A 24,004-nucleotide genomic window follows, 5' to 3' on the forward strand; every position below is an offset into this window, starting at 1 on the left:
TTCTGATCCATGGGCAAATCGCTGGTCATTGTGGAATCCCCGGCTAAGGCCAAGACCATCAACAAGTATCTGGGTAACCAATACGTGGTGAAGTCGAGTATCGGCCATATCCGAGACCTGCCCACCAGCGGTTCGGCTAGCGCCAGCAAAGAGCCTGCCGCCAAGCGCGGCAAGGCCGCCGCGGGTGAAGGTCCGGTGCTCACGCCGAAAGAGAAGGCGCGCAAGCAGCTGGTCTCGCGCATGGGTGTCGATCCCGATCATGGCTGGAAAGCCAAGTACGAGATCCTCCCGGGCAAGGAAAAGGTCATCGAAGAGCTGCGCCGGCTCGCCAAAGATGCTGACACCATCTATCTCGCAACCGACTTGGATCGCGAGGGGGAAGCCATTGCCTGGCACCTGCGCGAAGCCATCGGTGGTGACGACAGCCGCTATAAGCGCGTGGTGTTCAACGAAATCACCAAGAAAGCGATTCAGGAAGCCTTCTCCAAACCGGGCGAGCTGGACATTGACCGTGTCAACGCACAACAGGCGCGTCGTTTCCTCGACCGCGTGGTGGGTTACATGGTTTCGCCACTGCTGTGGGCCAAAGTCGCCCGTGGCCTGTCCGCCGGTCGCGTGCAATCGGTAGCCGTGAAGCTGGTGGTCGAGCGTGAGCGTGAAATCCGCGCGTTCAACCCCGAAGAATACTGGGAAGTCCACGCCGACCTCGGCACCGCCAAGGGCGCCACCGTGCGCTTCGACGTGGCTCGCGAGAAAGGCGAAGCCTTCAAGCCGCTCAACGAAGCCCAGGCCATGGCCGCGCTGGAGAAGCTCAAGGCTTCCAGCTACAGCATCGTCAAGCGCGAAGACAAGCCGACCAGCAGCAAGCCGTCGGCGCCGTTCATCACGTCCACCCTGCAACAGGCTGCGAGTAACCGCCTGGGCTTCGGCGTGAAGAAAACCATGATGATGGCCCAGCGTCTGTATGAAGCCGGCTACATCACGTATATGCGTACCGATTCCACCAACCTCTCGGCCGATGCCGTGACGATGGCGCGCACCTATATTGAAGGCGAGTTCGGCAAGAAGTACCTGCCGGAAAACCCGAATGTCTACAGCAGCAAGGAAGGCGCACAAGAGGCTCACGAAGCGATTCGTCCGTCTGACGCCAATACCGAGCCAAGCAAGCTGTCGGGCATGGAGCGTGATGCAGAGCGGCTCTACGAGCTGATCTGGCGCCAGTTCCTCGCGTGCCAGATGCTGCCAGCCCAATACCTGTCAACCACGGTCACCGTCGGTGCCGGCGATTTCGAGCTGCGCGCCAAGGGTCGCATCCTGAAGTTCGACGGCTACACCCGGGTCATGCCGCAAATTGCCAAGCCTGGCGATGACGACGTGCTGCCGGACATGGCCCAGGGCGACGCGATGAAGCTGATCAAGCTTGATCCGACCCAGCACTTCACCAAGCCGCCGGCGCGTTACTCGGAAGCGAGCCTGGTCAAGGAGATGGAAAAACGCGGCATCGGTCGTCCTTCGACCTACGCCGCGATCATTTCCACCATCCAGGACCGTGGCTACGTTGCGCTGCACAACCGTCGTTTCTACTCGGAAAAGATGGGCGACATCGTGACCGAGCGTCTGGCCGAGAGCTTCTCCAATCTCATGGACTACGGCTTCACCGCCGGCATGGAAGAGAACCTCGATGACGTGGCCCAGGGCGAACGCGACTGGAAAAACGTGCTCGACGAATTCTACGGCGACTTCAAGAAGAAACTCGAAGTAGCCGAAAGCGCCGAAGGCGGCATGCGCGCCAACCAGCCGGTGATGACTGATATCCCGTGCGTGTTGTGCGGGCGTCCGATGCAGATTCGTACCGCGTCGACCGGCGTGTTCCTGGGTTGCTCGGGTTACAGCCTGCCGCCGAAAGAACGCTGCAAGGCCACCGTCAACCTGGTACCGGGCGATGAAATCGCGGCGGACGACGAGGGTGAATCGGAATCCCTGGTACTGCGCGGCAAGCACCGTTGCCCGATCTGCAGCACGGCGATGGACGCCTACCTGCTGGATGAGAAGCGCAAGCTGCACATCTGCGGTAACAACCCGGATTGCGCTGGTTATGAAATCGAAGAGGGCACCTATCGCATCAAGGGCTACGAAGGTCCGAGCCTGGAATGCGACAAGTGCGGCAGCGAGATGCAGCTCAAGACCGGCCGTTTCGGCAAGTTCTTCGGTTGCACCAACGCGACGTGCAAGAACACCCGCAAACTGCTGAAAAGCGGTGATGCGGCGCCGCCGAAGATGGATCCGGTGAAGATGCCCGAGCTGAAATGCGAAAAGGTCAACGACACCTACATCCTGCGCGACGGAGCTTCCGGCCTGTTCCTGGCGGCCAGTCAATTCCCGAAAAACCGCGAGACGCGTGCTCCGCTGGTCATGGAAATTGTGCCGCACAAGGATGAGATCGATCCGAAGTATCACTTCCTCTGCGAAGCGCCGAAGAAAGATCCGGACGGCCTGCCTGCGGTGATCCGCTACAGCCGCAAGACCAAAGAGCAGTACGTGCAGACTGAAGTCGACGGTAAGCCGACTGGCTGGAAGGCGTACTACGACGGCGGCAAATGGACGGTCGAAGACAAGCGTCCAGCGAAGGTCGCTAAGGCTTAACAGGTGCTGTACTGAAAAGGCCGCATGACAACCTACTGGTTTTCATGCGGCCTTTTTGTTTTGTGCTTGCGGTAGGATCGGCGGATCCACGACACTGTCTGACCTGCGTGAAGCAATTATTTCGTTGTGGAGGCTGCCGTCATGGCCCACGAACTCTATACCCGTACCAACCAGAAGATTTATTTCGCCGGCCTGTCGCTGGAAGCGCTAGCCAAGGCTGAAGAGGGGCGGGCGATGAACTCCCTGGCGCTGATTCAGGCTGGGCGCGAGTCGACGTTGTTTCACCTGTACGGTGCGTTGCTGGGGCTGTGCCATGAAATCGCTGGCTTCTACCGCTTGCCTCAGGCCAATGCACCTCGGGCAGAAATGTTGCTGACCCGCGAAGTGCTGGAAGCCATCGCCATTCCCGAGATGGCTGAGATGTTCGAGCTGGCCCAGAATCCGGAAACCTGGCTGGCGAAGCTGCTGGCGGCTCACGCGGCGATGTTTCAACCGCCTCGCGCTCCGCATAAGCCCAAGGGCGACGTGACTCAGCCGCTCATCCTGGCCGTTAACCTGGATGAGGAAGACGCGCCTGAGGAATTGAGTCGCGAAGAGCTGGAGAGCTGGCGTCAGAACCTCAAAGGGCTGGCGATCCGGTTTCGCGAAGGTTTGAACGAGTGCTGATCGACTGAGAGCCGGCGGCGCGATTAAAAGCGCTGCTGGTCAAGTTACCGAGCGAAGCCTGGCCGATGCCTATATAATCCCCGCCTTTCGTGGAGAACAGACCTTTATGCCAACGTCCTTTCTAGAAATTGTCGAGTTACCAGACGGCCGGATTGAGCTGCGCAGGGCCGAGGACGAGGGTTCTCTGGTTACTTTGGATTTCTCCGAGGATGCCAAGGCTTTCCTGCAGGGCCAACACGTGGAAGTCGCCAAGGCGATGTTGAGCGTCGGTGTTCAGATGGCAGGACGCCTGGTTGAAGGCGAATTTAATACGGATGAGAGTTCGCGGGTCCTCCACTGATCCCATTCGTCGCTTTCTGCTAATACGGTTACGAACCGGCTTCTCTATCCTTTGAGAAGCCCCGCGCTTTGCGTTGCGCGCATTATTGATACATTAACCCAAGCGAATATTCAGGCTCTGCGCATCTCCGGTACGGGCTGCGCTGATCAACTGTTGCCGTGAGTTTGCGTTCAATGGGTTGAGCCAACTGACAACCGTATGGCTGCGGCCCAGGCGCAAGGCTTCGCAGGTCAACTGCTGAGCGCTCTGAGTGCCGCGAGGTTGCAGCAGCAGGATGCGTTCGCGGTTAAGACCGGCGTCCCGCAACCACGTCTGAGTCAGGCTGGCGGGCGGGGCGATCAGTGTCAGCCACCGCGCGTCTTGATCCTGACTCAATTCACGAAGAATCGGCGCCAAAAGGTTCAAGCAATTCCCGGCCGCACCACGTAGCGAAAGCTCGCTGAAGACTTCGGGTTCGGCGTTCCAGGGCGACTCGACCACGTCTTTCAGGATCGGGGCCAACGGCTGCACCATGAATGCCTCGAACAACGGCAGTTGTGCTTGCTGCGATGTGTGTGGGAACTGCATAAAGCCTCCTTTAGCGGCGAATGACGCCGACACTCAAGCCTTCAATCACCAGTTCCTGATCTTTCAGGTTGACTTCGATAGGGGCGAATTCAGGGTTTTCGGCAATTAACCAGACCTTGCTGCCATCTCGCTTGAAGCGCTTGACGGTCACTTCGTCACCGATCCGCGCCACGACGATCTGGCCATTGCGGGCTTCCCGGGTGGTGTGGACGGCCAACAGGTCGCCGTCGAAAATGCCGACGTCCTTCATGCTCATGCCATGAACGCGCAGCAGATAGTCAGCACGCGGATGGAAGAAGGCAGGGTTGATGTTGCAGGACTCCTCGATGTGCTGCTGGGCTAGAATCGGCGCACCGGCAGCCACTCGGCCAATGATCGGCAGAGTAGACTCGTCGGCCTTGGCTTCGAAGCCCGGAATGCGGATGCCACGGGAAGCGCCCGGGGTCATCTCGATTGCACCCTTGCGGGCCAGCGCCTTGAGGTGTTCTTCCGCCGCGTTAGGCGACTTGAAACCCAGTTCCTGAGCGATTTCCGCACGGGTCGGCGGGTAGCCGTTGTCTTCGAGGCAGCGTTTGATGAAGGCCAGAATCTCTGCTTGGCGTGGCGTCAGCTTTAGCATATTGATCGCTCTGTCTTTTTATACAGTGACTGGGATTATATACAGTGGAACGGTCTTGGCAATGCCCCTTTTTTCGCCGGCCGCTGGACGGTCGATCAGCCAGCTGATTAAAGCCTCGCCGTTGTATGGTTAAATAGCTGACCGACCATTCCCAAAACGAACCGGCAGGCTTGACAATGCATAGGCTGAAACGTATGTTTCAAACAAGTGTTTGTCAGGCGGAGTAGCCATGGCCCAGTCGGAAACCGTTGAACGCATTCTTGATGCTGCCGAGCAGTTGTTCGCGGAAAAAGGTTTCGCCGAAACCTCGTTGCGTCTGATCACCAGCAAAGCCGGTGTCAATCTGGCGGCGGTGAATTATCACTTCGGTTCGAAGAAGGCGCTGATCCAGGCTGTCTTCTCGCGCTTTCTCGGGCCATTTTGCCTGAGCCTTGATAAAGAGCTGGAGCGGCGTCAGTCCAAGCCTGAAAACAAGCCGACACTCGAAGAGTTGCTCGAGATTCTCGTTGAGCAAGCCCTCGTCGTGCAGCCGCGCAGCGGCAACGATCTGTCTATCTTCATGCGCTTGCTGGGGTTGGCGTTCAGTCAAAGCCAGGGCCACCTGCGTCGTTATCTGGAAGACATGTACGGCAAGGTGTTCCGCCGCTACATGATGCTGGTCAACGAAGCCGCGCCGCGTATTCCGCCGATCGAACTGTTCTGGCGCGTGCACTTCATGCTCGGCGCTGCGGCGTTCAGCATGTCCGGTATCAAGGCGTTGCGCGCCATTGCCGAGACCGATTTCGGCGTTAACACCTCCATTGAGCAAGTGATGCGTCTGATGGTGCCGTTCCTGGCCGCAGGCATGCGTGCCGAAACAGGCGTCACCGATGTGGCCATGGCCACCGCACAACTGCGTCCGCGCAGCAAGTCGGCCCCGGCTGCCGCCAAGGTTTAGCCGCGCACGGGTGGGCGCGGCGACTGACATCCGCTAAGCTAGCCGCCCATGCCGACTCTCGTTCTGAACCCGCTTCCCATTGATGTCGCCGACCTGCCGGGCACAGCCCAAGGCGGCGAGCGCGTGCGCGCCGGGTTTTTCGTTATCAAGGAATCTCTATGACTGCTGGCCTGCAAGGCTCGTTGATGGTGGACGTCGCCGGTACCTGGCTGACGGCCGAAGATCGCCAATTGTTGCGTCAGCCCGAAGTGGGTGGCCTGATCATTTTCGCCCGTAACATCGAAAATCCGCGTCAGGTGCGCGAGTTGAGCGCTGCGATCCGCGCCATTCGTCCCGACCTGCTGCTGGCGGTGGATCAGGAAGGCGGTCGCGTTCAGCGTTTGCGCCAAGGCTTCGTGCGGCTGCCGGCCATGCGCGCCATCGCCGACAATCCGAACGCCGAATACCTGGCCGAGCAGTGCGGCTGGATCATGGCCACCGAAGTGCTGGCCGTTGGCCTCGATCTGAGTTTCGCCCCGGTGCTGGACCTGGATTACCAGCGCAGCGCCGTCGTCGGCACCCGTTCGTTTGAAGGTGACCCGGAGCGCGCAGCGCTGCTGGCGGGTGCATTCATTCGCGGCATGAACAGCGCCGGCATGGCTGCCACCGGCAAGCATTTTCCCGGTCACGGCTGGGCCGAGGCGGATTCCCACGTCGCGATCCCGAACGACGAACGCAGCCTCGATGAAATCCGCGCCAACGACCTGGTGCCGTTCGCCAGATTGAGCAAACAACTGGCCGCCGTCATGCCAGCCCACGTTATTTACCCGCAAGTCGATTCCCAGCCGGCCGGGTTTTCCCGCCGCTGGTTGCAGGACATTTTGCGCGGTGAGCTGCAATTCGATGGTGTGATCTTCAGTGACGACCTGTCCATGGCCGGTGCCCACGTGGTAGGCGATGCCGCCAGCCGTATCGAGGCCGCGCTGACCGCTGGCTGCGACATGGGCCTGGTGTGTAACGACCGCGCTGCAGCGGAGCTCGCCTTGAGCGCTGCCCAGCGCTTGAAGGTCAAGCCATCCGAGCGCATTGCGCGGATGCGTGGCCAGTCGTATGCCAACACTGAATACCGTCAGAACCCGCGCTGGCTGACTGCCATAGGCGCGCTTAAAGAAGCTCAACTGATTGAATAAGGACTTTTCGTTATGACGGTTTACGCGATTATCGGTGGCACCGGCCTGACCCAACTCGAAGGCCTGAACATTCGTCAGTCGCTGGCGGTGGACACGCCCTATGGCGCGCCTTCGGCCGACGTGCAGATTGGTGAATACGCCGGCAAGGAAGTGCTGTTCCTCGCCCGCCACGGTCACCCGCACCGTTTTCCGCCGCATCAGGTGAATTACCGCGCCAACCTTTGGGCGCTGAAACAGGCGGGTGCCGAGGCGATCCTCGCGGTCAACGCCGTGGGCGGAATTCATGCTGCAATGGGTACTGGGCACTTTTGTGTGCCTCATCAGTTGATCGACTACACCAGCGGTCGCGAGCACACCTATTTCGCTGGCGACCTGGATCACGTCACCCACATCGATTTCAGCTATCCCTACAGCGAACCACTGCGCCAGCAATTGATCGCGGCATTGGCGGCTGAAGGCGTCGATTACAGCAGTCAGGGCGTCTACGCCTGCACCCAGGGCCCACGTCTGGAGACCGTCGCTGAAATCGCAAAACTGGAACGCGACGGCTGCGACATCGTCGGCATGACCGGCATGCCGGAAGCGGCGTTGGCCCGTGAGCTGGAACTGGATTATGCGTGTCTGGCGCTGGTGGTGAACCCGGCAGCCGGCAAGTCCACGGCGGTGATCACCATGGCCGAGATCGAGCAGGCGTTGCAGGACGGGATGGGCAAGGTCAAGTCCACGTTGGCGCGGGTGTTGGCGGGTTGAGTATCAGCGGTCGGATTAGGTGCCTGGCTGCTTTACGATTCAATGAGTTTCAAGCGGTGTTGATGTCGTGACCACAATAACTGAGCAACTTCATGCGCTACCCTGGGCAGAGGTGTTCAGCCATCGTGCTCTGGAAAAAGCTCGCAGGTACGCGGATGAGGATCGGATAACGATCCGTCAAATTGATGACCTCATGGTTATCGCTACGTGCATCGGCTCCCAGGCGCAGGCATACGAGCAGGTCATTGAGCTCACTGAAGATCGGCGTGGGCAAGCGCAGCTCCAATGCGTTTGCTCCTGTCCTGTCATGTTCAATTGCAAGCACTGCGCCGCAGTCATCTATCACCTGCAAGAACATCCCGTTAACGCGCCTGAAAGTGCCGTCCAGGTTCACTTGAATCGTGAACTGGAACGCTGGATCGACGGTATTCCTTCTGCAAGCAATCCCCCTGACGAGTCGGCGCAGGGAGCAGGCACGCGCCTGTTTTACAAACTCAGGGCAACATCCTCTGCCGGGAAATGGACGCTGGAAATTTTCAAGGCCCATCAGCTCAAGGACGGCCGCCTGCAAGACATCAAGCCGGTGTACTCGCTGTCGGATACGCTGATTCGGCAACCCGGTTACCTGACCGAACTGGATCTGCGGATCGCCAGATTGTTGGTCGCCGTTCACTCCCACCACGCCCATTACGCCGGCTACCCCTTGGAAGGCAGCAGTGGGGTGGAACTTATCGAAATGCTGTTGCGAACCTCGCGCCTTTTCCTTGACCTCGAACAGCCACAACCCCTGACGCCGGGAATGAGAAGAACAGGTCAATTTTCCTGGGCCGAACAATCCAATGGCAGTTTTCGCCCTCAATGGAGCAGCGACCAAGCGCCAGTGGAAACGATCCTGGCCCTGGAACCCTTGTATTATCTGGATCGCGAGCGGCTGCAAGTCGGACCGCTGTTCAGCGAGCTGGACGAAAAGCTGGCCCGTCACTTGTCATTGGCTCCCGATATTCCTGCAGGTCAGGCGATGCAATTCAGCCAGCGGATGACCGCTGCGACCCGGGCAGCACCACCTCCGTACGCCCTGACGGAACGGGTCGTCGAAGGCATTTTTCCTCAGGCTCACCTGACGCTCGCCAGCGGCAAGCGTTACGTCCGCTGGCAGTACGAGCCAGAGCACCGGGCTGCATTGGCGTTTACCTACAACGGCCATCCGACGTCGGACCGAAACCCGGAGGTGCTGATCCTTTCGGGTACCGAAACCCAGCGCATCCAGCGCAACCCTGTCGCCGAAAAAGCCTTGCGCCAAGCCCTGCAAAAACATGGCTTTAAAAAGGCCACACGCAAAAGCAACCTGGATCGTCCAGGCGAAATGTTCGCCCTGCCGGATGACGCGGCCTGGCTTGCTTTTGTGCACCATGGCATCCCGGCGCTGCGGGAGAAAAACTGGCTGATCGATATCAGCGATAACTTTGACTTCAACGTGCACCCCGTCGAACAGTGGTATGCAGAAGTCGAGGAGGAGTCGGGGCGACAGTGGTTCGATTTGCAGCTGGGCATCGTCGTCAACGGCGAGCGTCATAGCCTGTTGCCCATCCTGCTGCATTTGCTACGTAGCCAGCCACAGTTGATGGAACCTGCGAGCTTGGCCCGGCGCAATGATGACGAACAGCTACTGATTGAACTTGGCGATGGGCGTTTCGGTGGTAAATCCCATGGCAAAGTCGCACTCCCTTTTGGCCGGATAAAACCGCTGATGGCGACCCTTGGCGAGTTGTACCTGGGTAAACATCTGGGCGACTCGTTGCGTTTGAGTGCTCCGGATGCGGCGCGGCTGAGTGCGCTGGAAGGCATTCCGCTGGTCTGGCAGGGCGGTGAACGACTGCGCAGTTTTGCAAAGCGTTTACGGGAGTCGATCCATGCTCATGTCCCGGCGCCCGAGGGCCTGAACGCGACGCTACGACCTTATCAGCTGGAAGGGCTGAACTGGATGCAAACCCTTCGAGAACTGGAGGTCGGCGGTATTCTCGGCGACGACATGGGCCTGGGGAAAACCCTGCAAACCCTGGCTCATCTGCTGGCAGAAAAACAGGCCGGGCGGCTTGATCGTCCGGCACTGGCTGTGATGCCCACCAGTCTGATCCCCAACTGGCTCGACGAATCGCAGCGCTTTACCCCGCAGTTGAAGGTCTTGGCACTGCATGGTGCGGCGCGGCAAAAAGACTTTGCCAGTCTTGCCGAATATGACTTGGTATTGACCACCTACGCGCTGTTGCCGCGCGATCTGGAGGTTTTACAGCCTCAGGTCTGGAGTGTGCTGATTCTCGATGAGGCGCAGAACATCAAGAATCCGGTCAGCAAAGCGGCTCAAGCAGCCCGAGACCTGCAGGCCCGCCAGCGATTGTGTCTGTCCGGCACCCCGCTGGAAAATCATCTCGGCGAGTTGTGGTCGCAATTTCACTTTTTGCTGCCTGGCTGGCTTGGCGACAGCAAAACCTTCAATCGCGACTACCGCACGCCGATCGAGAAGCACGGCAATAACGAACGGATGCAACATCTGACGGCCCGGATAAAGCCCTTTTTGCTACGTCGCAAGAAAGATCAGGTGGCAACCGAATTACCACCGAAAACCGAGATTGTGCATTGGGTTGATCTCAGCGATGGGCAGCGGGATGTGTATGAAACCGTGCGCGTAGCAATGGATAAGAAGGTGCGTGACGAAATTGCCCGCAGTGGTGTCGGGCGCAGTCAAATCATCATCCTCGATGCATTGCTCAAGCTGCGTCAGGTGTGCTGCGATCTGCGGTTGATCAAAACGCCGCTCACCGCCAAAGCCCTTCGTTCTGGCAGCGGGAAACTGGTCAGCCTGATGGAGATGCTGGAAGAGTTGCTCAGCGAAGGCCGCAAGGTGCTGCTGTTTTCACAGTTCACTTCGATGCTCGCCTTGATTGAGGACGAGTTGCAGCAACGTGGTCAGGGTTACTCGTTGTTGACGGGTGAGACAACGGATCGGCGCACACCGGTCAAGGACTTTCAGAGCGGTAAAGTGCCGCTGTTTCTGATCAGTTTGAAGGCTGGCGGCACAGGTCTGAACCTGACAGCTGCGGATACAGTCATCCATTTTGATCCCTGGTGGAACCCAGCGGTCGAAAACCAGGCGACTGATCGGGCCTACAGGATCGGGCAAAACAAACCTGTGTTCGTCTACAAGCTGATAGCCCGTGGCACCGTAGAAGAAAAAATTCAGGCATTGCAGTTGGAGAAGGCCGCGCTGGCCGGGGCGGTGCTTGAAGGTGGAGCGACGGGTGGCTGGAAGCTTGAGCAGAGTGACATTGAAGCGCTGTTTGCGCCGTTGCCAAATCTCAAGTCCTGATTTCCGATCTCTTGACTGAAAACGAATTGACCCTATCGCGGGCAAGACACGCTTCCACAGGATGATCGTTAAACCTGTGGGCGCGTGGCTTGCCCGCGAAATCGATCTGCCGGGCGCCGCAGACCTCAGCGCTTCTCGAGCTTATCCGGCAACGGCGCAAACAACGCTTCAATATCATCGCTCTGCAACTTCCAGTCGCCAGTCTTGCGCCCATCCAGCACACCGGCCGCCAGGTCGGATTTTTCCTTTTGCAGGTGCTGAATCTTCTCTTCCACCGTGCCTCGGGCAATCATCTTGTAGACGAACACCCGCTTCTCCTGGCCGATGCGATACGCTCGATCTGTCGCCTGATTTTCCGTCGCCGGGTTCCACCAAGGATCGTAGTGGATCACCGTATCCGCTTCCGTCAGGTTCAAACCGACACCGCCTGCCTTCAAGCTGATCAGAAAGATCTGACGCTTGCCGCTCTGAAAGTCCTTCACAGGGGCGCGGCGGTCACGGGTCTGTCCCGTCAGCAACGCGTATTCAACACCGCGTTTCTTCAGTTCGACCTCGATCAACGCCAGCATCGAGGTGAATTGCGAAAACAGCAAAATCCGCCGACCTTCCTCAAACAGCTCATCCAGCATTTCCATCAGGCTGTCGAGCTTGCCCGAGGTGCTGCCGCGAGTCGGCGGCACGGCATCGTTGACCAGGCGCAAGTCGCAGCACACCTGGCGCAGTTTCAGCAGCGCTTCAAGAATGATGATTTGGCTGCGCGCCACGCCTTTGCGAGTGATCTCGTCGCGGACTTTCTTGTCCATCGCCAGGCGCATGGTTTCATACACATCGCGCTGGGCTTCGTTGAGCTCCACCCAATGGATGATCTCGGTCTTCGGCGGCAATTCCGTCGCGACCTGCTCCTTGGTCCTGCGCAGCAGGAACGGTTTGATCCGACCGTTGAGGTGCTGAAGTCTGACTTCACTGGCGCGTTTTTCAATCGGTACGCGGTAATCGCGGTTGAAGCTTTTCACGTCGCCAAGCCAGCCAGGCAAGAGGAAGTGGAACAGCGACCACAGCTCGCCGAGGTGGTTTTCCAGCGGCGTGCCACTCAGGCACAGGCGCTGGCGCGCATTCAGCTCGCGGGCGGCGTGGGCGGCCTTGCTGTTGGGGTTCTTGATGTATTGCGCTTCGTCCAGTACCAGCACGTGCAGCGGCTGCGCGGCCAGGCGGTCGACGTCCTTTGGCAGCAATGCATAGGTGGTGAGGATCAGGTCGTAATCGACCAAGTGATCAAAGTGTTTTTTGCGACTGGCGCCGTACAGCGCCAGCACTTTGAGCTGTGGCGTGAAGTGCGCGGCTTCATCGAGCCAGTTCGGGATCAGGCTGGTGGGCATCACCACCATGCACGGCCGGTCGAGGCGTCCGGCGTTCTTCTCACTAAGAATATGCGCCAGCGTCTGTAGGGTTTTACCCAGCCCCATGTCGTCCGCGAGAATTCCGCCGACTTCCAGTTGCCGCAGCGACTGCATCCAGCTCAAGCCTTCCAGCTGATATGGGCGCAAGGTCGCGTTCAAGCCTTCGGGGGCTGTTGCGGTGTAATCCTTGATGTCCCGCAGGCGCTGGGCAAACGTGCGGATCTGCTCGCCACCTTCCCAAAGCAGCGGCATGCCTTCCAGCGGATTCAGGCGCGTGGCATCGGCCTTGCTCAGGCGTAGCGTGGTTTCGCCGGGCTCTTGCAGGTAGAACTCGCCAAGCGTCGCCAGTACCGGTTTCAAGCGGCCGAAGGGCAGGGCGACCTGCAAGGGGCCGTGCTGGGAATTCGGGCGGTTGGGAATGTTCACCAGAATCAGTTCGTCGTCGCGTCGGCGGGCGAGGCGTTCCGGATTGAGGATTTCGGTGTGGGAGCGCATCAGGTTCAGCAGGATCGGCAGCAAGCTCAAGCGCTCGCCGTTGACGATGATCCCCAGCTCCAGATCAAACCAGTCGCGCTCCGGTGCCTGCTCGACGGTGGCGTACCAATCGTCCACGGCGGTCAGGTCGAAGCCGAAATCTTCGTCGATCTGCAGCTCCCAACCTTGAGTGCGCAGTTTCGGCAATTCATTGAGGGTGAAGGTCAGCCAGGCGCTGTCGTTGACCATTTCATAGAGTTCGCCAGCGCTTTCCGGCAAGGCCTTGCTTTGTCGGGTGGCGATCTTGAAACCGAGAATTCGCAGCTGCTCCCGGTAGGCCTGTTCGACTTCCGGGTGGCGTTTTATCCGTAGCGTCTGGGTTTCCTGGCGAATCAGTACATCGGCGTTCTTCTGCCCGGAAACGTACTCATCCAGATAGCTGAACGACAGCGCCGCCCGATGCTGGATGTAGCGCTGCATCTTGCCGTTGCGTGGTTCGAAGGCGCTGAACTCGATGCTCGCCAGCCACAGGCGCGGTATCGGTTGCACGTTGTCCACAAGGACTTGGGGTGGCGCCTTTGGGCTGCGGTTCTCCAATACCGCCTGAAGTTTTTCCAGCAGTTCGGCGTCTTGTGCGGCGGCGGGGTAGGCGAGGGTTTCCTGCACCTTCAGCAGCACCGCCGCGCAATGTTTGCAGTTGACGTGAACCGGGCACGTGCACGTGGCGTCGACCATCAGCAAGGTCGCTTTGGCCGACTCGCGCAGGCGAATGGTCTGGCGGTACACGTTACCGCCAGAGCCTTCGCAAGCGGCGACGATCGTGGCATCGCCAGCCTCGACGATCCTGACGCGGTTCTCCAGCGCGTAGCGACGGCCACGCTCCAGGCTCTGTTCCTTGAATCGGCTGACCCAGGAAGGTGCCAGGGGTTTGCTCAGGGTCGCTGACATAGGGACTCAATCAGTCCGGAATTTCATCGGGGACTGGCCGAGGCGCAGGGGCGGTGAGCGAGGTGATCTTGATCAGCAGGCCGAGGTGGCCGTTGTCGAGGAAGTTCAGCTGGCCGTTCTTGGTGTGGCTTTCCTGCTTCAGGCGTTCGCTGGCGGTGACCAAACCATTGGCGTCGATCTGGTTGACCCAGAAATCCGCGTCGACGTCGGTAAAACGTCCCAGTTTCAAGCTCAACGTGCCCTCGATCGGGAACTGGCCGAACTGTTCCTTGCCCTCACTGATGGCGATCTTGCGGGCATCTTCGCCCAGGTTCTGTTGCCAGGCCTTGTGCAGTAACACCGTGTAATCGCTGCTGGCGCTGAGTTTTTGCACTTCGTTATTCAGGCTCGGCGTGCGCAGGTTGTCCTTGCTGATACTTTTTGCACCGGCAGCCCAGTCTTCCGGTGCGGCTTTGCTGACAATGGCTGGCACGGCGTTTTGCCGCACCAGGATCATTTCAACCTGGTACAGGTCATCGGCAAACGCCGTAGGAGCGACCAGGGTGGTCAGCAAGGTCAGTAAACAAAACAGGCGCATGCGGCGTCCTTCAAGCAGTTTTCGGAATGAGGCACTCAAGCAGCGCCTCTACAGTATTAAAGCGCTCTTCCGGGCGCTCCATCGGGACCATGAATTTAAACATCGTGGCACCTTCGAATTTGTAGCGTTTGGGCTGACCCTGGATCAGTTTGATCAGGGTCAGCGGGTCGACCGGCGTCTGCGCGGCGAACTCGATCCGGCCGCCTTGCGGGCCACCGTCGACTTTCTTGATGCCCAGCAGTTCGGCTTGCAGCTTCAATGCCGTGATGCGCATCAGGTTCTTCGTCGGTTCCGGCAGCAGGCCGAAACGGTCGATCATCTCCACTTGCAGGTCTTTGAGGCCTTCCTCATCGGTGGCCGAGGCAATGCGTTTGTAGAGAATCAGTCGGGCATGCACGTCCGGCAAGTAGGCTTCGGGAATCAACGCCGGGACGCGCAGATTGACTTCCGGACCACCGCCCAGCGGTTGATCAAGGTTCGGTTGTTCGCCCTTGCGGATCGACTTCACCGCGCGTTCGAGCATTTCCATGTACAGGGTGAAACCGACCGCTTGGATCTGACCGCTCTGACCGTCGCCCAGCAGTTCGCCGGCGCCACGGATCTCCAGGTCGTTGGTGGCGAGCACGAAGCCTGCGCCGAGGTCCTGGGTGTTGGCGATCGCTTCCAGACGTTTTTCGGCGTCGGGAGTGATCTGCTGGCGTGGCGGGGTCAGCAAATAAGCGTAAGCCTGGTGGTGACTGCGACCGACGCGGCCGCGCAATTGGTGCAGCTGCGCCAGGCCAAATTTGTCGGCACGCTCGATGATGATGGTGTTGGCGCTCGGCACGTCGATGCCGGTCTCGATGATGGTCGAGGCAATCAGCACGTTGAAGCGCTTGTGATAAAAGTCGCTCATCACCTGTTCGAGATCGCGTTCGCGCATCTGCCCGTGGCCGATGCCGATCCGCGCTTCCGGCACCAGTTCGGCGAGGTCGGCGGCGCACTTCTCGATGGTCTTAACATCGTTGTGCAGGTAATAGACCTGACCGCCGCGCAGCAACTCACGCAGCAGGGCCTCTTTGACCGTGCTCTTGTTCTGCTCCATGACGAAGGTCCGCACCGACAGGCGACGGGCTGGCGGCGTGGCAATGATCGACAGGTCGCGCATGCCCGACACCGCCATGTTCAGCGTGCGCGGAATCGGCGTGGCGGTCAGGGTAAGAATGTCGACTTCACTGCGCAGGGCCTTGAGCTGCTCTTTTTGACGGACACCAAAACGATGCTCTTCGTCGATGATGACCAACCCGAGGTTTTTGATTTTTACGTCGTCCTGCAGCAACTTGTGCGTGCCGATGACGATGTCGATCTTGCCTTCGGCGAGGTCCGCCACTGCAGCGTTGACTTCCTTGGTCGACTTGAAACGGCTCATCACTTCCACGCTCACCGGCCAGTCGGCGAAGCGGTCGCGGAAGCTGTTGTAATGCTGCTGGGCGAGCAGGGTAGTCGGCACCAGGATCGCCACCTGGCGACCGCCATGCACCGCAATGAACGCCGCGCGCATCGCCACTTCGGTCTTGCCGAAGCCCACGTCGCCGCAGACCAGGCGGTCCATCGGCTTCGGTGCCAGCATGTCGGCGCGGACGGCGTCGATGGTGGTTTGCTGATCCGGGGTTTCTTCGAACGGGAAACCGGCACTGAAGGTTGCGTAATCGGCTTTCGGGTCTTCGAAGGCATAACCTTCGCGAGCGGCGCGACGGGCATAGATGTCGAGCAGCTCGGCCGCGACGTCGCGCACTTGCTCGGCGGCTTTGCGTTTGGCTTTCTGCCAGGTTTCCGAGCCGAGGCGGTGCAGCGGGGCCAGGGCATCGTCGCTACCGGTGTAGCGAGCAATCAGGTGCAGGTTGGCCACTGGCACGTAGAGCTTGGCGCCCTCTGCGTATTGCAGGGTCAAGAACTCGGCAGCCTGATCGTCGATTTCCAGGGTCGCCAGACCCAGGTAGCGACCGACGCCGTGATCGATATGCACCACCGGCGCGCCTTCGCGCAACTCGGTAAGGTTCTTGATGACTGCATCGTTGTTGGCATCGGCGCGTTTTTCGCGGCGACGACGTTGCATTACCCGCTGACCGAACAACGGGCTTTCGGCCACCAGCGCCAGGGCCGGGTCGTCGAGTACCAGGCCTTCGTCGAGCGGCGCGATGGTGATCGCCAGTCGCTCCTTGCTTGCGACAAAGTCCGGCCAGCTGTCGACGGTTTTCGGTCGCAGCTTCAGGCGTTCGAGCAATTCCAGCAGCACTTCACGACGACCCGCGGACTCGGCGGTAAACAGCACGCGCCCGGGGAACTCGTCGAGGAAACCGGCCAGCGCCGCTAACGGCTGAGTGGCCTTGGCTTCGATGGCCAGGTTCGGCAGTTCGCGCGCCGGGAAGCGCTCGCGACCGACGCCGGTTTCCACGTCCTGTTGACTGGCCACTACCCGCGGCCAGTTCTTCAGGCGCGCAAAGCAGTCTTCCACCGGCAGGAACAGTTCGGCCGGAGGTAATAAAGGACGGGACGGATCGACGCGGCGTTCTTCGTAGCGATTGCGCACGTCGTTCCAGAAGTTTTCCGCTGCCTGCTCGATGCCCGGCAGGGAAAACACTTGTGTGTCCTGGGGCAGGTAATCGAACAGCGTCGAGGTTTCGTCGAAGAACAGCGGCAGGTAGTACTCGATACCGGCCGGTGTAATCCCGCTGCTCAGGTCTTGAAAGATCGGGCAGCGACGGAAGTCGACATCGAAACGCTCGCGAAAGCGTGCCTTGAAGCGGGTGACCGCATCTTTCTGCAGCGGGAATTCCCGCGCGGGCAGCAGGCGAACGGTGTCGACTTTATCGATGGAGCGCTGGTTTTCCGGGTCGAAGGTACGCAGCGTTTCGATTTCGTCGTCGAACAAGTCGATACGGAAGGGCAGTTTGCTGCCCATCGGGAACAGGTCGATCAGCGAGCCGCGCACCGTGAACTCGCCGTGCTCGTACACCGTGTCGACGTAGCGATAGCCACTGGCTTCAAGTCGGGTGCGCATTTGCTCGACGTCGAGCTTCTGGCCAACGTCCAGCACCAGGCTGCTGCCGAGCAGGAATTTGGTCGGCGCGAGGCGGTGCAGCGCGGTGGTGATCGGCACGACCAATACGCCATGGCTCAGCTCCGGCAACCTATATAAGGCCGCGATGCGCTGGGAAATGATGTCCTGGTGGGGGGAAAACAGATCGTAAGGCAGGGTTTCCCAGTCCGGGAAATGCAGCACAGGCAAATCCGGGGCGAAGAAACTCAGCTCCTGTTCCAGCCGTTCGGCACTTTGGCTGTCGGCGGTCAGCAGCAGGGTAAAGCGCTTGGCAGCGCTGGCAGCCTCGGCGATGGCCAGGCTAAGGGCGGCACCGGGCAGGTTGCCCCAGTGCTGTTTACCTGCCGCGGCAGGGAGAAGCGGTAGACGCAGAACGGGCACGGAAGGTTGAGCTCCAAGCGTTGCGACAAAGTCGGTAATTGTAGCGGCCCCGGGTGCCGCCTGTCAGTTGCAGACTGTGTCTATTACGCAGGTTTGGCGAAATGTAGTGGTAAAGACAAAATTCGCCGGTTTTTTACCGGAAATTGATGATTATGTAGTGGCAAAACGACCGAGTGTTACGGAGGGTTACGGATAAGACAGCGGTATCTCCAAAAAATTGACTGCGCTGAAAGCCCCGGTTTTACTGGGCTGCATCGCTGCGTGATTTTTTTGAACCTGATTTTGTTACGGATCGCACGACAGGCGCGCATTGCTACGGGAGGCACTCGGCGGCATAATGTAGCCCCTTTTTTCTGCCCCTACATGTGGAAGGTTCCCGTGACTCAGAAGCCCGACCAGTGTCTTGGTGAATGGATCGACCGTGAAGCACTCGCAGAAGCGATGATTCCGCTTATCGGTCAGCTCTACCGCAATAACAACGTGGTGAGCTCGATCTATGGCCGCAGCCTGATCAATCGTTCAGTCATTGCGATTCTCAAAGCTCACCGCTTTGCTCGTCATCGTCAGTCCGATGACAGCGAATTGTCCGTCCACGAAACATTCCCGCTGCTCAAGGCGATGAGCGAGCTCAAGCTTGGCGCCGCTTCGGTTGACCTGGGCAAGCTTGCGGTCAAGTTCAAAGCCGAAGGCAATGGCCGCACTGCCGAGCAGTTCGTCCGCGAAGAACTGGCTGATGTCGTTGGTCAGCAGAACGTTTCCGCTCGCAAAGGCACCGACGTTGTCCTGTACGGCTTCGGTCGTATCGGCCGTCTGCTGGCGCGCATCCTGATCGAGAAAACCGGTGGTGGCGACGGCCTGCGTCTGCGCGCCATCGTTGTCCGCAAGGGCGCCGAGAACGATCTGGTCAAGCGTGCAAGCCTGCTGCGTCGTGACTCGGTTCATGGTCCGTTCGATGGCACCATCACTATTGATGAAGCCAACAACACCATCACCGCCAACGGCAACCTGATCCAGGTGATCTACGCGAAAAACCCGACTGAAGTGGATTACACCCAGTACGGCATCAAAGACGCGCTGCTGGTGGACAACACCGGTGTATGGCGCGACGCCGAGGGCCTGGGTCAACACCTGGCTTGCCCAGGTATCGACCGCGTTGTTCTGACCGCGCCGGGTAAAGGCAAGCTGAAGAACATCGTTCACGGCATCAACCACGGTGATATCACTGCTGACGACAAGATCGTTTCCGCCGCTTCCTGCACCACCAACGCCATCGTGCCGGTGCTCAAAGCTGTGAACGACAAGTTCGGCATCGTAAATGGTCACGTTGAAACCGTTCACTCGTACACCAACGACCAGAACCTGATCGACAACTTCCACAAAGGCGATCGCCGTGGCCGTAGTGCCGCGCTGAACATGGTGATCACCGAGACCGGTGCTGCCACTGCTGCTGCCAAGGCACTGCCTGAGCTGGCCGGCAAGCTGACCGGTAACGCGATCCGCGTTCCGACGCCAAACGTGTCGATGGCCATTCTCAACCTGAACCTTGAGAAAGCCACCACTCGTGAAGAGATCAACGAGTACCTGCGCCAGATGGCCATGCACTCCGACCTGCATAAGCAAATCGACTACGTCAATTCGCAGGAAGTGGTTTCCACCGACTTCGTTGGCTCGCGCCACGCAGGCGTTGTGGACGCTGAAGCGACCATCACCCAAGACAACCGCGTTGTTCTGTACGTCTGGTACGACAACGAGTTCGGTTACAGCTGCCAGGTGGTTCGCGTGATGGAAGACATGGCCGGTGTAAACCCGCCAGCATTCCCGCGCTAAGCCTTAGCTGCACATGAAACGCCCCGACTTTGGTCGGGGCGTTTTTGTTTGTGCAATTTGTCAGTTTCCAGAGGTGTGGTTTGTGCCGGCCTTTACGCGGGCATGCGCCCGCTCAAAACTGGCAAATGACCTGTAGGAGCGAGGCTTGCCCGCGAAAGCGATTTGTCAGGCGCCGCCGACCATCGCGGCTTGCGCAGTCCGCAGTTCATGCCGATTGCCTTTGAACAACACCAGCGTCGCAATCAGCCCCAGCACCGCCGCGCCAGTGAGCCAGATCCCCGGCGCTGCCTTGTTATCCAGCACATGGATCAAATACGTACACGCCGCAGGTGTAAACCCGCCGAACGTTGCAGTCGCCAGGCTGTAGGCCAGGGAGAAGCCGGTGGTACGAACTTCCACCGGCATGATCTCGGTCAGCGCCACCACCATGGCGCCGTTGTACGAGCCGTACAGGAACGACAGCCACAACTCGACGATCAGCAAATGGCTGAAGCTCGGGTTCGCCACCAGCCATGACAGGGCAGGGTAGGCCGTAAGGATCGCCAGAATGGTCGCCGCCAGGAGTAGGGGTTTGCGCCCGATCTTGTCGGACACGGCACCCATGACAGGCAGCCAGAAAAAATTCGACAGACCGATACAGACCGTCACCAGCAACGCATCCAGATCCGACAGATGCAATTCGGCTTTGCCGAAGGTCGGGGTGTAGGCGGTGATCAGGTAGAACGACACGGTGGTCATCACCACCAATGCCATGCCGGCGATGACGATGCCAAAGTTCTGACTGATCGAGCGGACGACGTCCCGCAGGGTAGGGCGGTGTTTGCGCGCCTGGAATTCCGGGGTTTCTTCAAGCGAACGACGAATCATGAAAATCACCGGCACAATCATGCAGCCGATCAGGAATGGAACACGCCAGCCCCAGTCACCCATTTCTTCGGGGCTGAGCCAATGGTTCAAACCGACCCCGAGCAGACCGGCGAACACCACCGCGGCTTGCTGACTGGCGGATTGCCAACTGACAAAGAAGCCCTTGCGACCCGGCGTGGAAATCTCTGCCAGGTACACCGACACGCCGCCCAGTTCCACGCCGGCCGAGAAGCCTTGCAGCAGGCGGCCGAACAGCACGAGCAGCGGCGCGGCCACGCCGAGGGTGGCGTAACCCGGCACGCAGGCAATCAGCACCGTGCCGGCAGCCATCATCGCCAGGGTGATGATCAAGCCTTTGCGGCGGCCATGACGGTCGATGTAGGCGCCGAGGAAAATCGCGCCCAGCGGGCGCATCAGGAAACCAGCACCGAAAGTGGCCAGCGACAACATCAGGGAGGCGAAAGCGCTGTCGGCAGGAAAGAACGTTTTCGCGATGGCCGTGGCGTAAAAGCCGTAGACCATAAAGTCGAACATTTCGAGAAAGTTACCGCTGACAACGCGAAAAATCGCCTTGCCTTTGCTCGTGTTGGAGGACATTTGTAGATACTCACTCTGGTAAGTCTTGTTTGAACGCACTGCACCTGCACGAGCCTGTGTGGCGAAGTGAGGCTCCCACAGGTTTTGCGTCTGACAGGCAGATGAGGCAGGTCTGGCTCCCATGCGCTCTGAAGCCCATAATGGCGGGCGCGGTTTTGGGGGGAGATGAAGATTTGTTAACTGGACGGTGGGCTGGGATTGTGATGCTGGTCGGTGTTTTGTCCGGTTGTGGCAACGGCGACAGTCTGGAACGCTTCGACGGCCCAGCCATGGGCAGTCGTTATTCCATTCAATACGTGAGGCATTCCTACACGCTCGGGCCGAAAGCGGTGCAGGCTGAAGTAGAAAATATCCTTGCTGAAGTGGATCGACAATTCTCGACCTACCGCAGCGATTCGGACATCGAGCGCTTCAACGATCTCCCCGCCAATCGCTGTCAGAAAATGCCCGCGCCGATCCTCAAACTGATCCGCGTTGCTCAGCTGTTGTCGGAACAAAGCGAAGGCTCCTACGACCTGACTGTGGAGCCGCTGCTCAATCTCTGGGGGTTCGGCCCGCAAGCCCGTGAGGAAAAAGTCCCCACCGCCCAGTCGCTCGCCGAAGTAAGGCAGAGGGTTGGCTACCAACACCTGCGCATCGATCGCGATCAGCTGTGCAAGGACGCCGCCGTCGAAGTCGACTTCAACAGCATCGCCGCCGGTTACGCCGTCGATACCATTGCCGAAAAACTCGAAGCGATGGGCATCCGCAGCTACCTGGTCGAGGTCACCGGCGAACTCAAGGCGGCCGGCAAGAAACACGACGGCTCGCCATGGCGCATCGCTCTGGAAGAGCCTCGGGATGATCGGCAAGTGGCCGAACGTGTGATTGTTGTCGACGGCTACGGAGTGTCCACTTCCGGCGACTACCGTAACTATTTCGAGCAGGACGGTCGGCGCTATTCCCACACCTTCGATGCCCGCACCGGTGCGCCGGTCTCACACACCCTGGCGTCGGTCACAGTGATTAATCCTTCAGCGTTAATGGCCGATGGCTTATCGACGCTGTTGCTGATTCTCGGACCGGAGCGCGGGTGGGACTACGCAGAAAAACACGATATCGGCGCATTTTTTGTGATCCGTGCCGATACAGGTTTCGTCACACGAACCAATCAGGCTTTTGAGCGCCTCAGTGGCGGCAAAACTGAATGATTGCGACGGTTCGCGCATCGAAGACTGGCGTTGTAGTGCAGGCAAAACTAGCCTACGACGCGACCAAGGGTTAATGTGCCCGGCGTTGACGCTTCTATAGACTGTGTCCGGGTTCTGCATTGGCCCCAAATTGTTCCTTCACGCCACAGATCGGCGTGATTTAGCCGCAGGTGCCGAGGGCACTGCGGCCTGTTCTGAGGAGTACGCATGGCTGTCTACAACTACGACGTGGTGGTACTGGGTTCCGGCCCGGCGGGAGAAGGCGCGGCAATGAACGCCGCCAAAGCAGGGCGCAAGGTGGCGATGGTCGATAGCCGTCGCCAGGTCGGCGGCAACTGCACCCACCTGGGTACCATCCCGTCCAAGGCACTGCGTCACTCGGTCCGGCAGATTATGCAGTTCAACACCAACCCGATGTTCCGGGCCATTGGTGAGCCGCGCTGGTTCTCGTTTCCGGACGTGCTGAAAAGCGCCGAAAAAGTCATTTCCAAACAAGTCGCCTCGCGCACCGGCTACTACGCCCGTAATCGCGTCGACGTGTTCTTCGGCACCGGCAGCTTCGCCGACGAGCAAACCATCGAAGTGGTCTGCGCCAACGGTGTGGTCGAAAAACTGGTGGCCAAGCACATCATCATCGCCACCGGCTCGCGTCCCTATCGCCCGGCGGACATCGATTTCCATCACCCGCGCATCTACGATAGCGACACCATCCTCAGCCTCGGCCACACCCCGCGCAAACTCATCGTTTACGGCGCTGGCGTGATCGGTTGCGAATACGCGTCGATCTTCAGTGGCCTGGGTGTGCTGGTTGAACTGGTGGACAACCGCGGTCAGTTGCTGAGTTTCCTGGACTCGGAAATTTCCCAGGCCCTGAGCTACCACTTCAGCAACAACAACATCACGGTTCGCCACAACGAAGACTACGACCGCGTCGAAGGCGTGGACAGCGGCGTGATCCTGCACCTCAAGTCCGGCAAGAAGATCAAGGCCGATGCCTTGCTCTGGTGCAACGGTCGTACCGGCAACACCGACCAGCTGGGTCTGGAAAACATCGGCGTGAAGGTCAACAGCCGTGGCCAGATCGAAGTCGACGAAGCCTATCGCACCTGCGTACCGAACATTTACGGTGCCGGTGACGTGATCGGCTGGCCGAGCCTGGCCAGTGCCGCCCACGACCAAGGTCGTTCGGCCGCTGGCAGCATCGTCGATAACAACAGCTGGCGCTTCGTCAACGACGTGCCGACCGGTATCTACACCATTCCGGAGATCAGCTCGATCGGCAAGAACGAGCAGGAGCTGACTCAGGCCAAGGTGCCCTACGAAGTGGGCAAGGCGTTCTTCAAGGGCATGGCGCGTGCACAGATTGCCGGCGAGCCCCAGGGCATGCTGAAAATCCTGTTCCACCGCGAGACCCTGGAAGTGCTGGGCGTTCACTGCTTCGGTTATCAGGCCTCGGAGATCGTTCACATCGGTCAGGCGATCATGAGCCAGCCGGGCGAACTGAACACCCTGAAGTACTTCGTCAACACGACGTTCAACTACCCGACCATGGCCGAAGCCTATCGGGTAGCGGCTTACGATGGCCTCAACCGGCTTTTTTGAGTGGCTCCGG

17 protein-coding genes are annotated in these 24,004 nt (G+C 59.4%); 10 read left to right on the forward strand and 7 right to left on the reverse strand.

Going from position 1 to position 24,004, the window contains the following annotated elements:
* The first annotated feature begins 9 nt into the window (after window positions 1-9).
* The 3 genes from topA (at window position 10) to FHL16_RS10965 (ending at window position 3,649) form a co-directional block, all read left to right on the forward strand.
* Entirely contained in the window at window positions 10-2,643 is a 2,634-nt protein-coding gene (gene topA, locus FHL16_RS10955) for a type I DNA topoisomerase (protein ID WP_010456356.1), read from the forward strand.
* A 141-nt stretch (window positions 2,644-2,784) separates the two neighbouring features.
* On the forward strand, window positions 2,785-3,309 hold the full coding sequence (locus tag FHL16_RS10960) for a DUF6586 family protein (protein ID WP_010456354.1): 525 nt from the start codon (window positions 2,785-2,787) through the stop codon (window positions 3,307-3,309).
* 106 nt (window positions 3,310-3,415) lie between these two features.
* Entirely contained in the window at window positions 3,416-3,649 is a 234-nt protein-coding gene (locus FHL16_RS10965) for a hypothetical protein (RefSeq protein WP_010456352.1), read from the forward strand.
* Window positions 3,650-3,742: 93 nt separating this feature from the next.
* On the opposite strand, the gene sulA is transcribed toward FHL16_RS10965, so the two are convergent.
* Window positions 3,743-4,216 (reverse strand): SOS-induced cell division inhibitor SulA, encoded by a 474-nt coding sequence (sulA, locus tag FHL16_RS10970; protein ID WP_010456350.1) that lies wholly within the window; start codon window positions 4,214-4,216, stop codon window positions 3,743-3,745.
* A 10-nt stretch (window positions 4,217-4,226) separates the two neighbouring features.
* Window positions 4,227-4,835 (reverse strand): transcriptional repressor LexA, encoded by a 609-nt coding sequence (lexA, locus tag FHL16_RS10975; RefSeq protein WP_007944149.1) that lies wholly within the window; start codon window positions 4,833-4,835, stop codon window positions 4,227-4,229.
* 229 nt (window positions 4,836-5,064) lie between these two features.
* Between lexA and FHL16_RS10980 the strand changes: the two genes are divergently transcribed.
* The 3 genes from FHL16_RS10980 to FHL16_RS10990 all read left to right on the forward strand — a co-directional run bounded on the left by FHL16_RS10980 (window position 5,065) and on the right by FHL16_RS10990 (window position 7,691).
* On the forward strand, window positions 5,065-5,772 hold the full coding sequence (locus FHL16_RS10980; RefSeq protein ID WP_010456345.1) for a TetR/AcrR family transcriptional regulator: 708 nt from the start codon (window positions 5,065-5,067) through the stop codon (window positions 5,770-5,772).
* A 170-nt stretch (window positions 5,773-5,942) separates the two neighbouring features.
* Window positions 5,943-6,941 carry a beta-N-acetylhexosaminidase gene (nagZ, locus tag FHL16_RS10985; RefSeq protein WP_169857079.1) on the forward strand — a complete coding sequence of 333 codons (999 nt, stop codon included), beginning with the start codon at window positions 5,943-5,945 and terminating at the stop codon, window positions 6,939-6,941.
* Window positions 6,942-6,953: 12 nt separating this feature from the next.
* The gene (locus tag FHL16_RS10990; RefSeq protein ID WP_077748226.1) at window positions 6,954-7,691 is read left to right on the forward strand and encodes an S-methyl-5'-thioinosine phosphorylase; all 738 of its coding nucleotides are present in this window, start codon (window positions 6,954-6,956) and stop codon (window positions 7,689-7,691) included.
* A 97-nt stretch (window positions 7,692-7,788) separates the two neighbouring features.
* On the opposite strand, the gene FHL16_RS34405 is transcribed toward FHL16_RS10990, so the two are convergent.
* Window positions 7,789-7,977 carry a hypothetical protein gene (locus FHL16_RS34405; protein WP_229801687.1) on the reverse strand — a complete coding sequence of 63 codons (189 nt, stop codon included), beginning with the start codon at window positions 7,975-7,977 and terminating at the stop codon, window positions 7,789-7,791.
* A 21-nt stretch (window positions 7,978-7,998) separates the two neighbouring features.
* On the opposite strand from FHL16_RS34405, the gene FHL16_RS10995 reads away from it, so the two are divergent.
* Window positions 7,999-11,055 carry a DEAD/DEAH box helicase gene (locus FHL16_RS10995; RefSeq protein ID WP_238706165.1) on the forward strand — a complete coding sequence of 1,019 codons (3,057 nt, stop codon included), beginning with the start codon at window positions 7,999-8,001 and terminating at the stop codon, window positions 11,053-11,055.
* Between the two features lie 125 nt (window positions 11,056-11,180).
* Here FHL16_RS10995 and FHL16_RS11000 read toward each other — a convergent pair whose 3' ends face one another.
* From FHL16_RS11000 to mfd, 3 genes are read right to left on the reverse strand one after another with little or no spacing between them, the layout of a single operon-like run.
* A complete protein-coding gene (locus FHL16_RS11000; RefSeq protein ID WP_077748228.1) occupies window positions 11,181-13,874 on the reverse strand; it encodes a DEAD/DEAH box helicase in 2,694 nt (897 codons plus the stop codon).
* A gap of 10 nt (window positions 13,875-13,884) precedes the next feature.
* Window positions 13,885-14,451 carry a CsiV family protein gene (locus FHL16_RS11005; RefSeq protein WP_010456333.1) on the reverse strand — a complete coding sequence of 189 codons (567 nt, stop codon included), beginning with the start codon at window positions 14,449-14,451 and terminating at the stop codon, window positions 13,885-13,887.
* 10 nt (window positions 14,452-14,461) lie between these two features.
* The gene (mfd, locus tag FHL16_RS11010) at window positions 14,462-17,911 is read right to left on the reverse strand and encodes a transcription-repair coupling factor (protein ID WP_010456331.1); all 3,450 of its coding nucleotides are present in this window, start codon (window positions 17,909-17,911) and stop codon (window positions 14,462-14,464) included.
* Window positions 17,912-18,274: 363 nt separating this feature from the next.
* Between mfd and FHL16_RS11015 the strand changes: the two genes are divergently transcribed.
* Complete coding sequence (locus tag FHL16_RS11015) at window positions 18,275-19,738, forward strand: glyceraldehyde-3-phosphate dehydrogenase (protein ID WP_042932690.1); 1,464 nt, start codon at window positions 18,275-18,277, stop codon at window positions 19,736-19,738.
* A gap of 165 nt (window positions 19,739-19,903) precedes the next feature.
* Here FHL16_RS11015 and tcuC read toward each other — a convergent pair whose 3' ends face one another.
* Window positions 19,904-21,202: an MFS transporter gene (tcuC, locus tag FHL16_RS11020; RefSeq protein WP_077748229.1), complete on the reverse strand. Its 1,299-nt coding sequence runs from the start codon at window positions 21,200-21,202 to the stop codon at window positions 19,904-19,906.
* Between the two features lie 203 nt (window positions 21,203-21,405).
* Between tcuC and FHL16_RS11025 the strand changes: the two genes are divergently transcribed.
* Entirely contained in the window at window positions 21,406-22,392 is a 987-nt protein-coding gene (locus FHL16_RS11025; RefSeq protein ID WP_077748230.1) for an FAD:protein FMN transferase, read from the forward strand.
* Window positions 22,393-22,599: 207 nt separating this feature from the next.
* Window positions 22,600-23,994, forward strand: coding sequence for a Si-specific NAD(P)(+) transhydrogenase (sthA, locus tag FHL16_RS11030; protein ID WP_010456323.1), 1,395 nt, complete (start codon window positions 22,600-22,602; stop codon window positions 23,992-23,994).
* Window positions 23,995-24,004 lie beyond the last annotated feature (10 nt).

Source organism: Pseudomonas sp. FSL W5-0299 (assembly GCF_005930655.1).
Classification (GTDB): domain Bacteria; phylum Pseudomonadota; class Gammaproteobacteria; order Pseudomonadales; family Pseudomonadaceae; genus Aquipseudomonas; species Aquipseudomonas mandelii.

Coding starts and splice junctions, on each gene's coding strand:
- FHL16_RS10990 (WP_077748226.1), top strand. CDS start 6,954: ATGACGGTTTACGCGATTATCGGTGGCACCGGCCTGACCCAACTCGAA.
- FHL16_RS11015 (WP_042932690.1), top strand. CDS start 18,275: ATGTGGAAGGTTCCCGTGACTCAGAAGCCCGACCAGTGTCTTGGTGAA.
- FHL16_RS11005 (WP_010456333.1), bottom strand. CDS start 14,451: ATGCGCCTGTTTTGTTTACTGACCTTGCTGACCACCCTGGTCGCTCCT.
- tcuC (WP_077748229.1), bottom strand. CDS start 21,202: ATGTCCTCCAACACGAGCAAAGGCAAGGCGATTTTTCGCGTTGTCAGC.
- lexA (WP_007944149.1), bottom strand. CDS start 4,835: ATGCTAAAGCTGACGCCACGCCAAGCAGAGATTCTGGCCTTCATCAAA.
- FHL16_RS11025 (WP_077748230.1), top strand. CDS start 21,406: ATGCTGGTCGGTGTTTTGTCCGGTTGTGGCAACGGCGACAGTCTGGAA.
- FHL16_RS11000 (WP_077748228.1), bottom strand. CDS start 13,874: ATGTCAGCGACCCTGAGCAAACCCCTGGCACCTTCCTGGGTCAGCCGA.
- sulA (WP_010456350.1), bottom strand. CDS start 4,216: ATGCAGTTCCCACACACATCGCAGCAAGCACAACTGCCGTTGTTCGAG.
- FHL16_RS10960 (WP_010456354.1), top strand. CDS start 2,785: ATGGCCCACGAACTCTATACCCGTACCAACCAGAAGATTTATTTCGCC.
- FHL16_RS10995 (WP_238706165.1), top strand. CDS start 7,999: ATGTTCAATTGCAAGCACTGCGCCGCAGTCATCTATCACCTGCAAGAA.
- sthA (WP_010456323.1), top strand. CDS start 22,600: ATGGCTGTCTACAACTACGACGTGGTGGTACTGGGTTCCGGCCCGGCG.
- topA (WP_010456356.1), top strand. CDS start 10: ATGGGCAAATCGCTGGTCATTGTGGAATCCCCGGCTAAGGCCAAGACC.
- FHL16_RS10965 (WP_010456352.1), top strand. CDS start 3,416: ATGCCAACGTCCTTTCTAGAAATTGTCGAGTTACCAGACGGCCGGATT.
- FHL16_RS10980 (WP_010456345.1), top strand. CDS start 5,065: ATGGCCCAGTCGGAAACCGTTGAACGCATTCTTGATGCTGCCGAGCAG.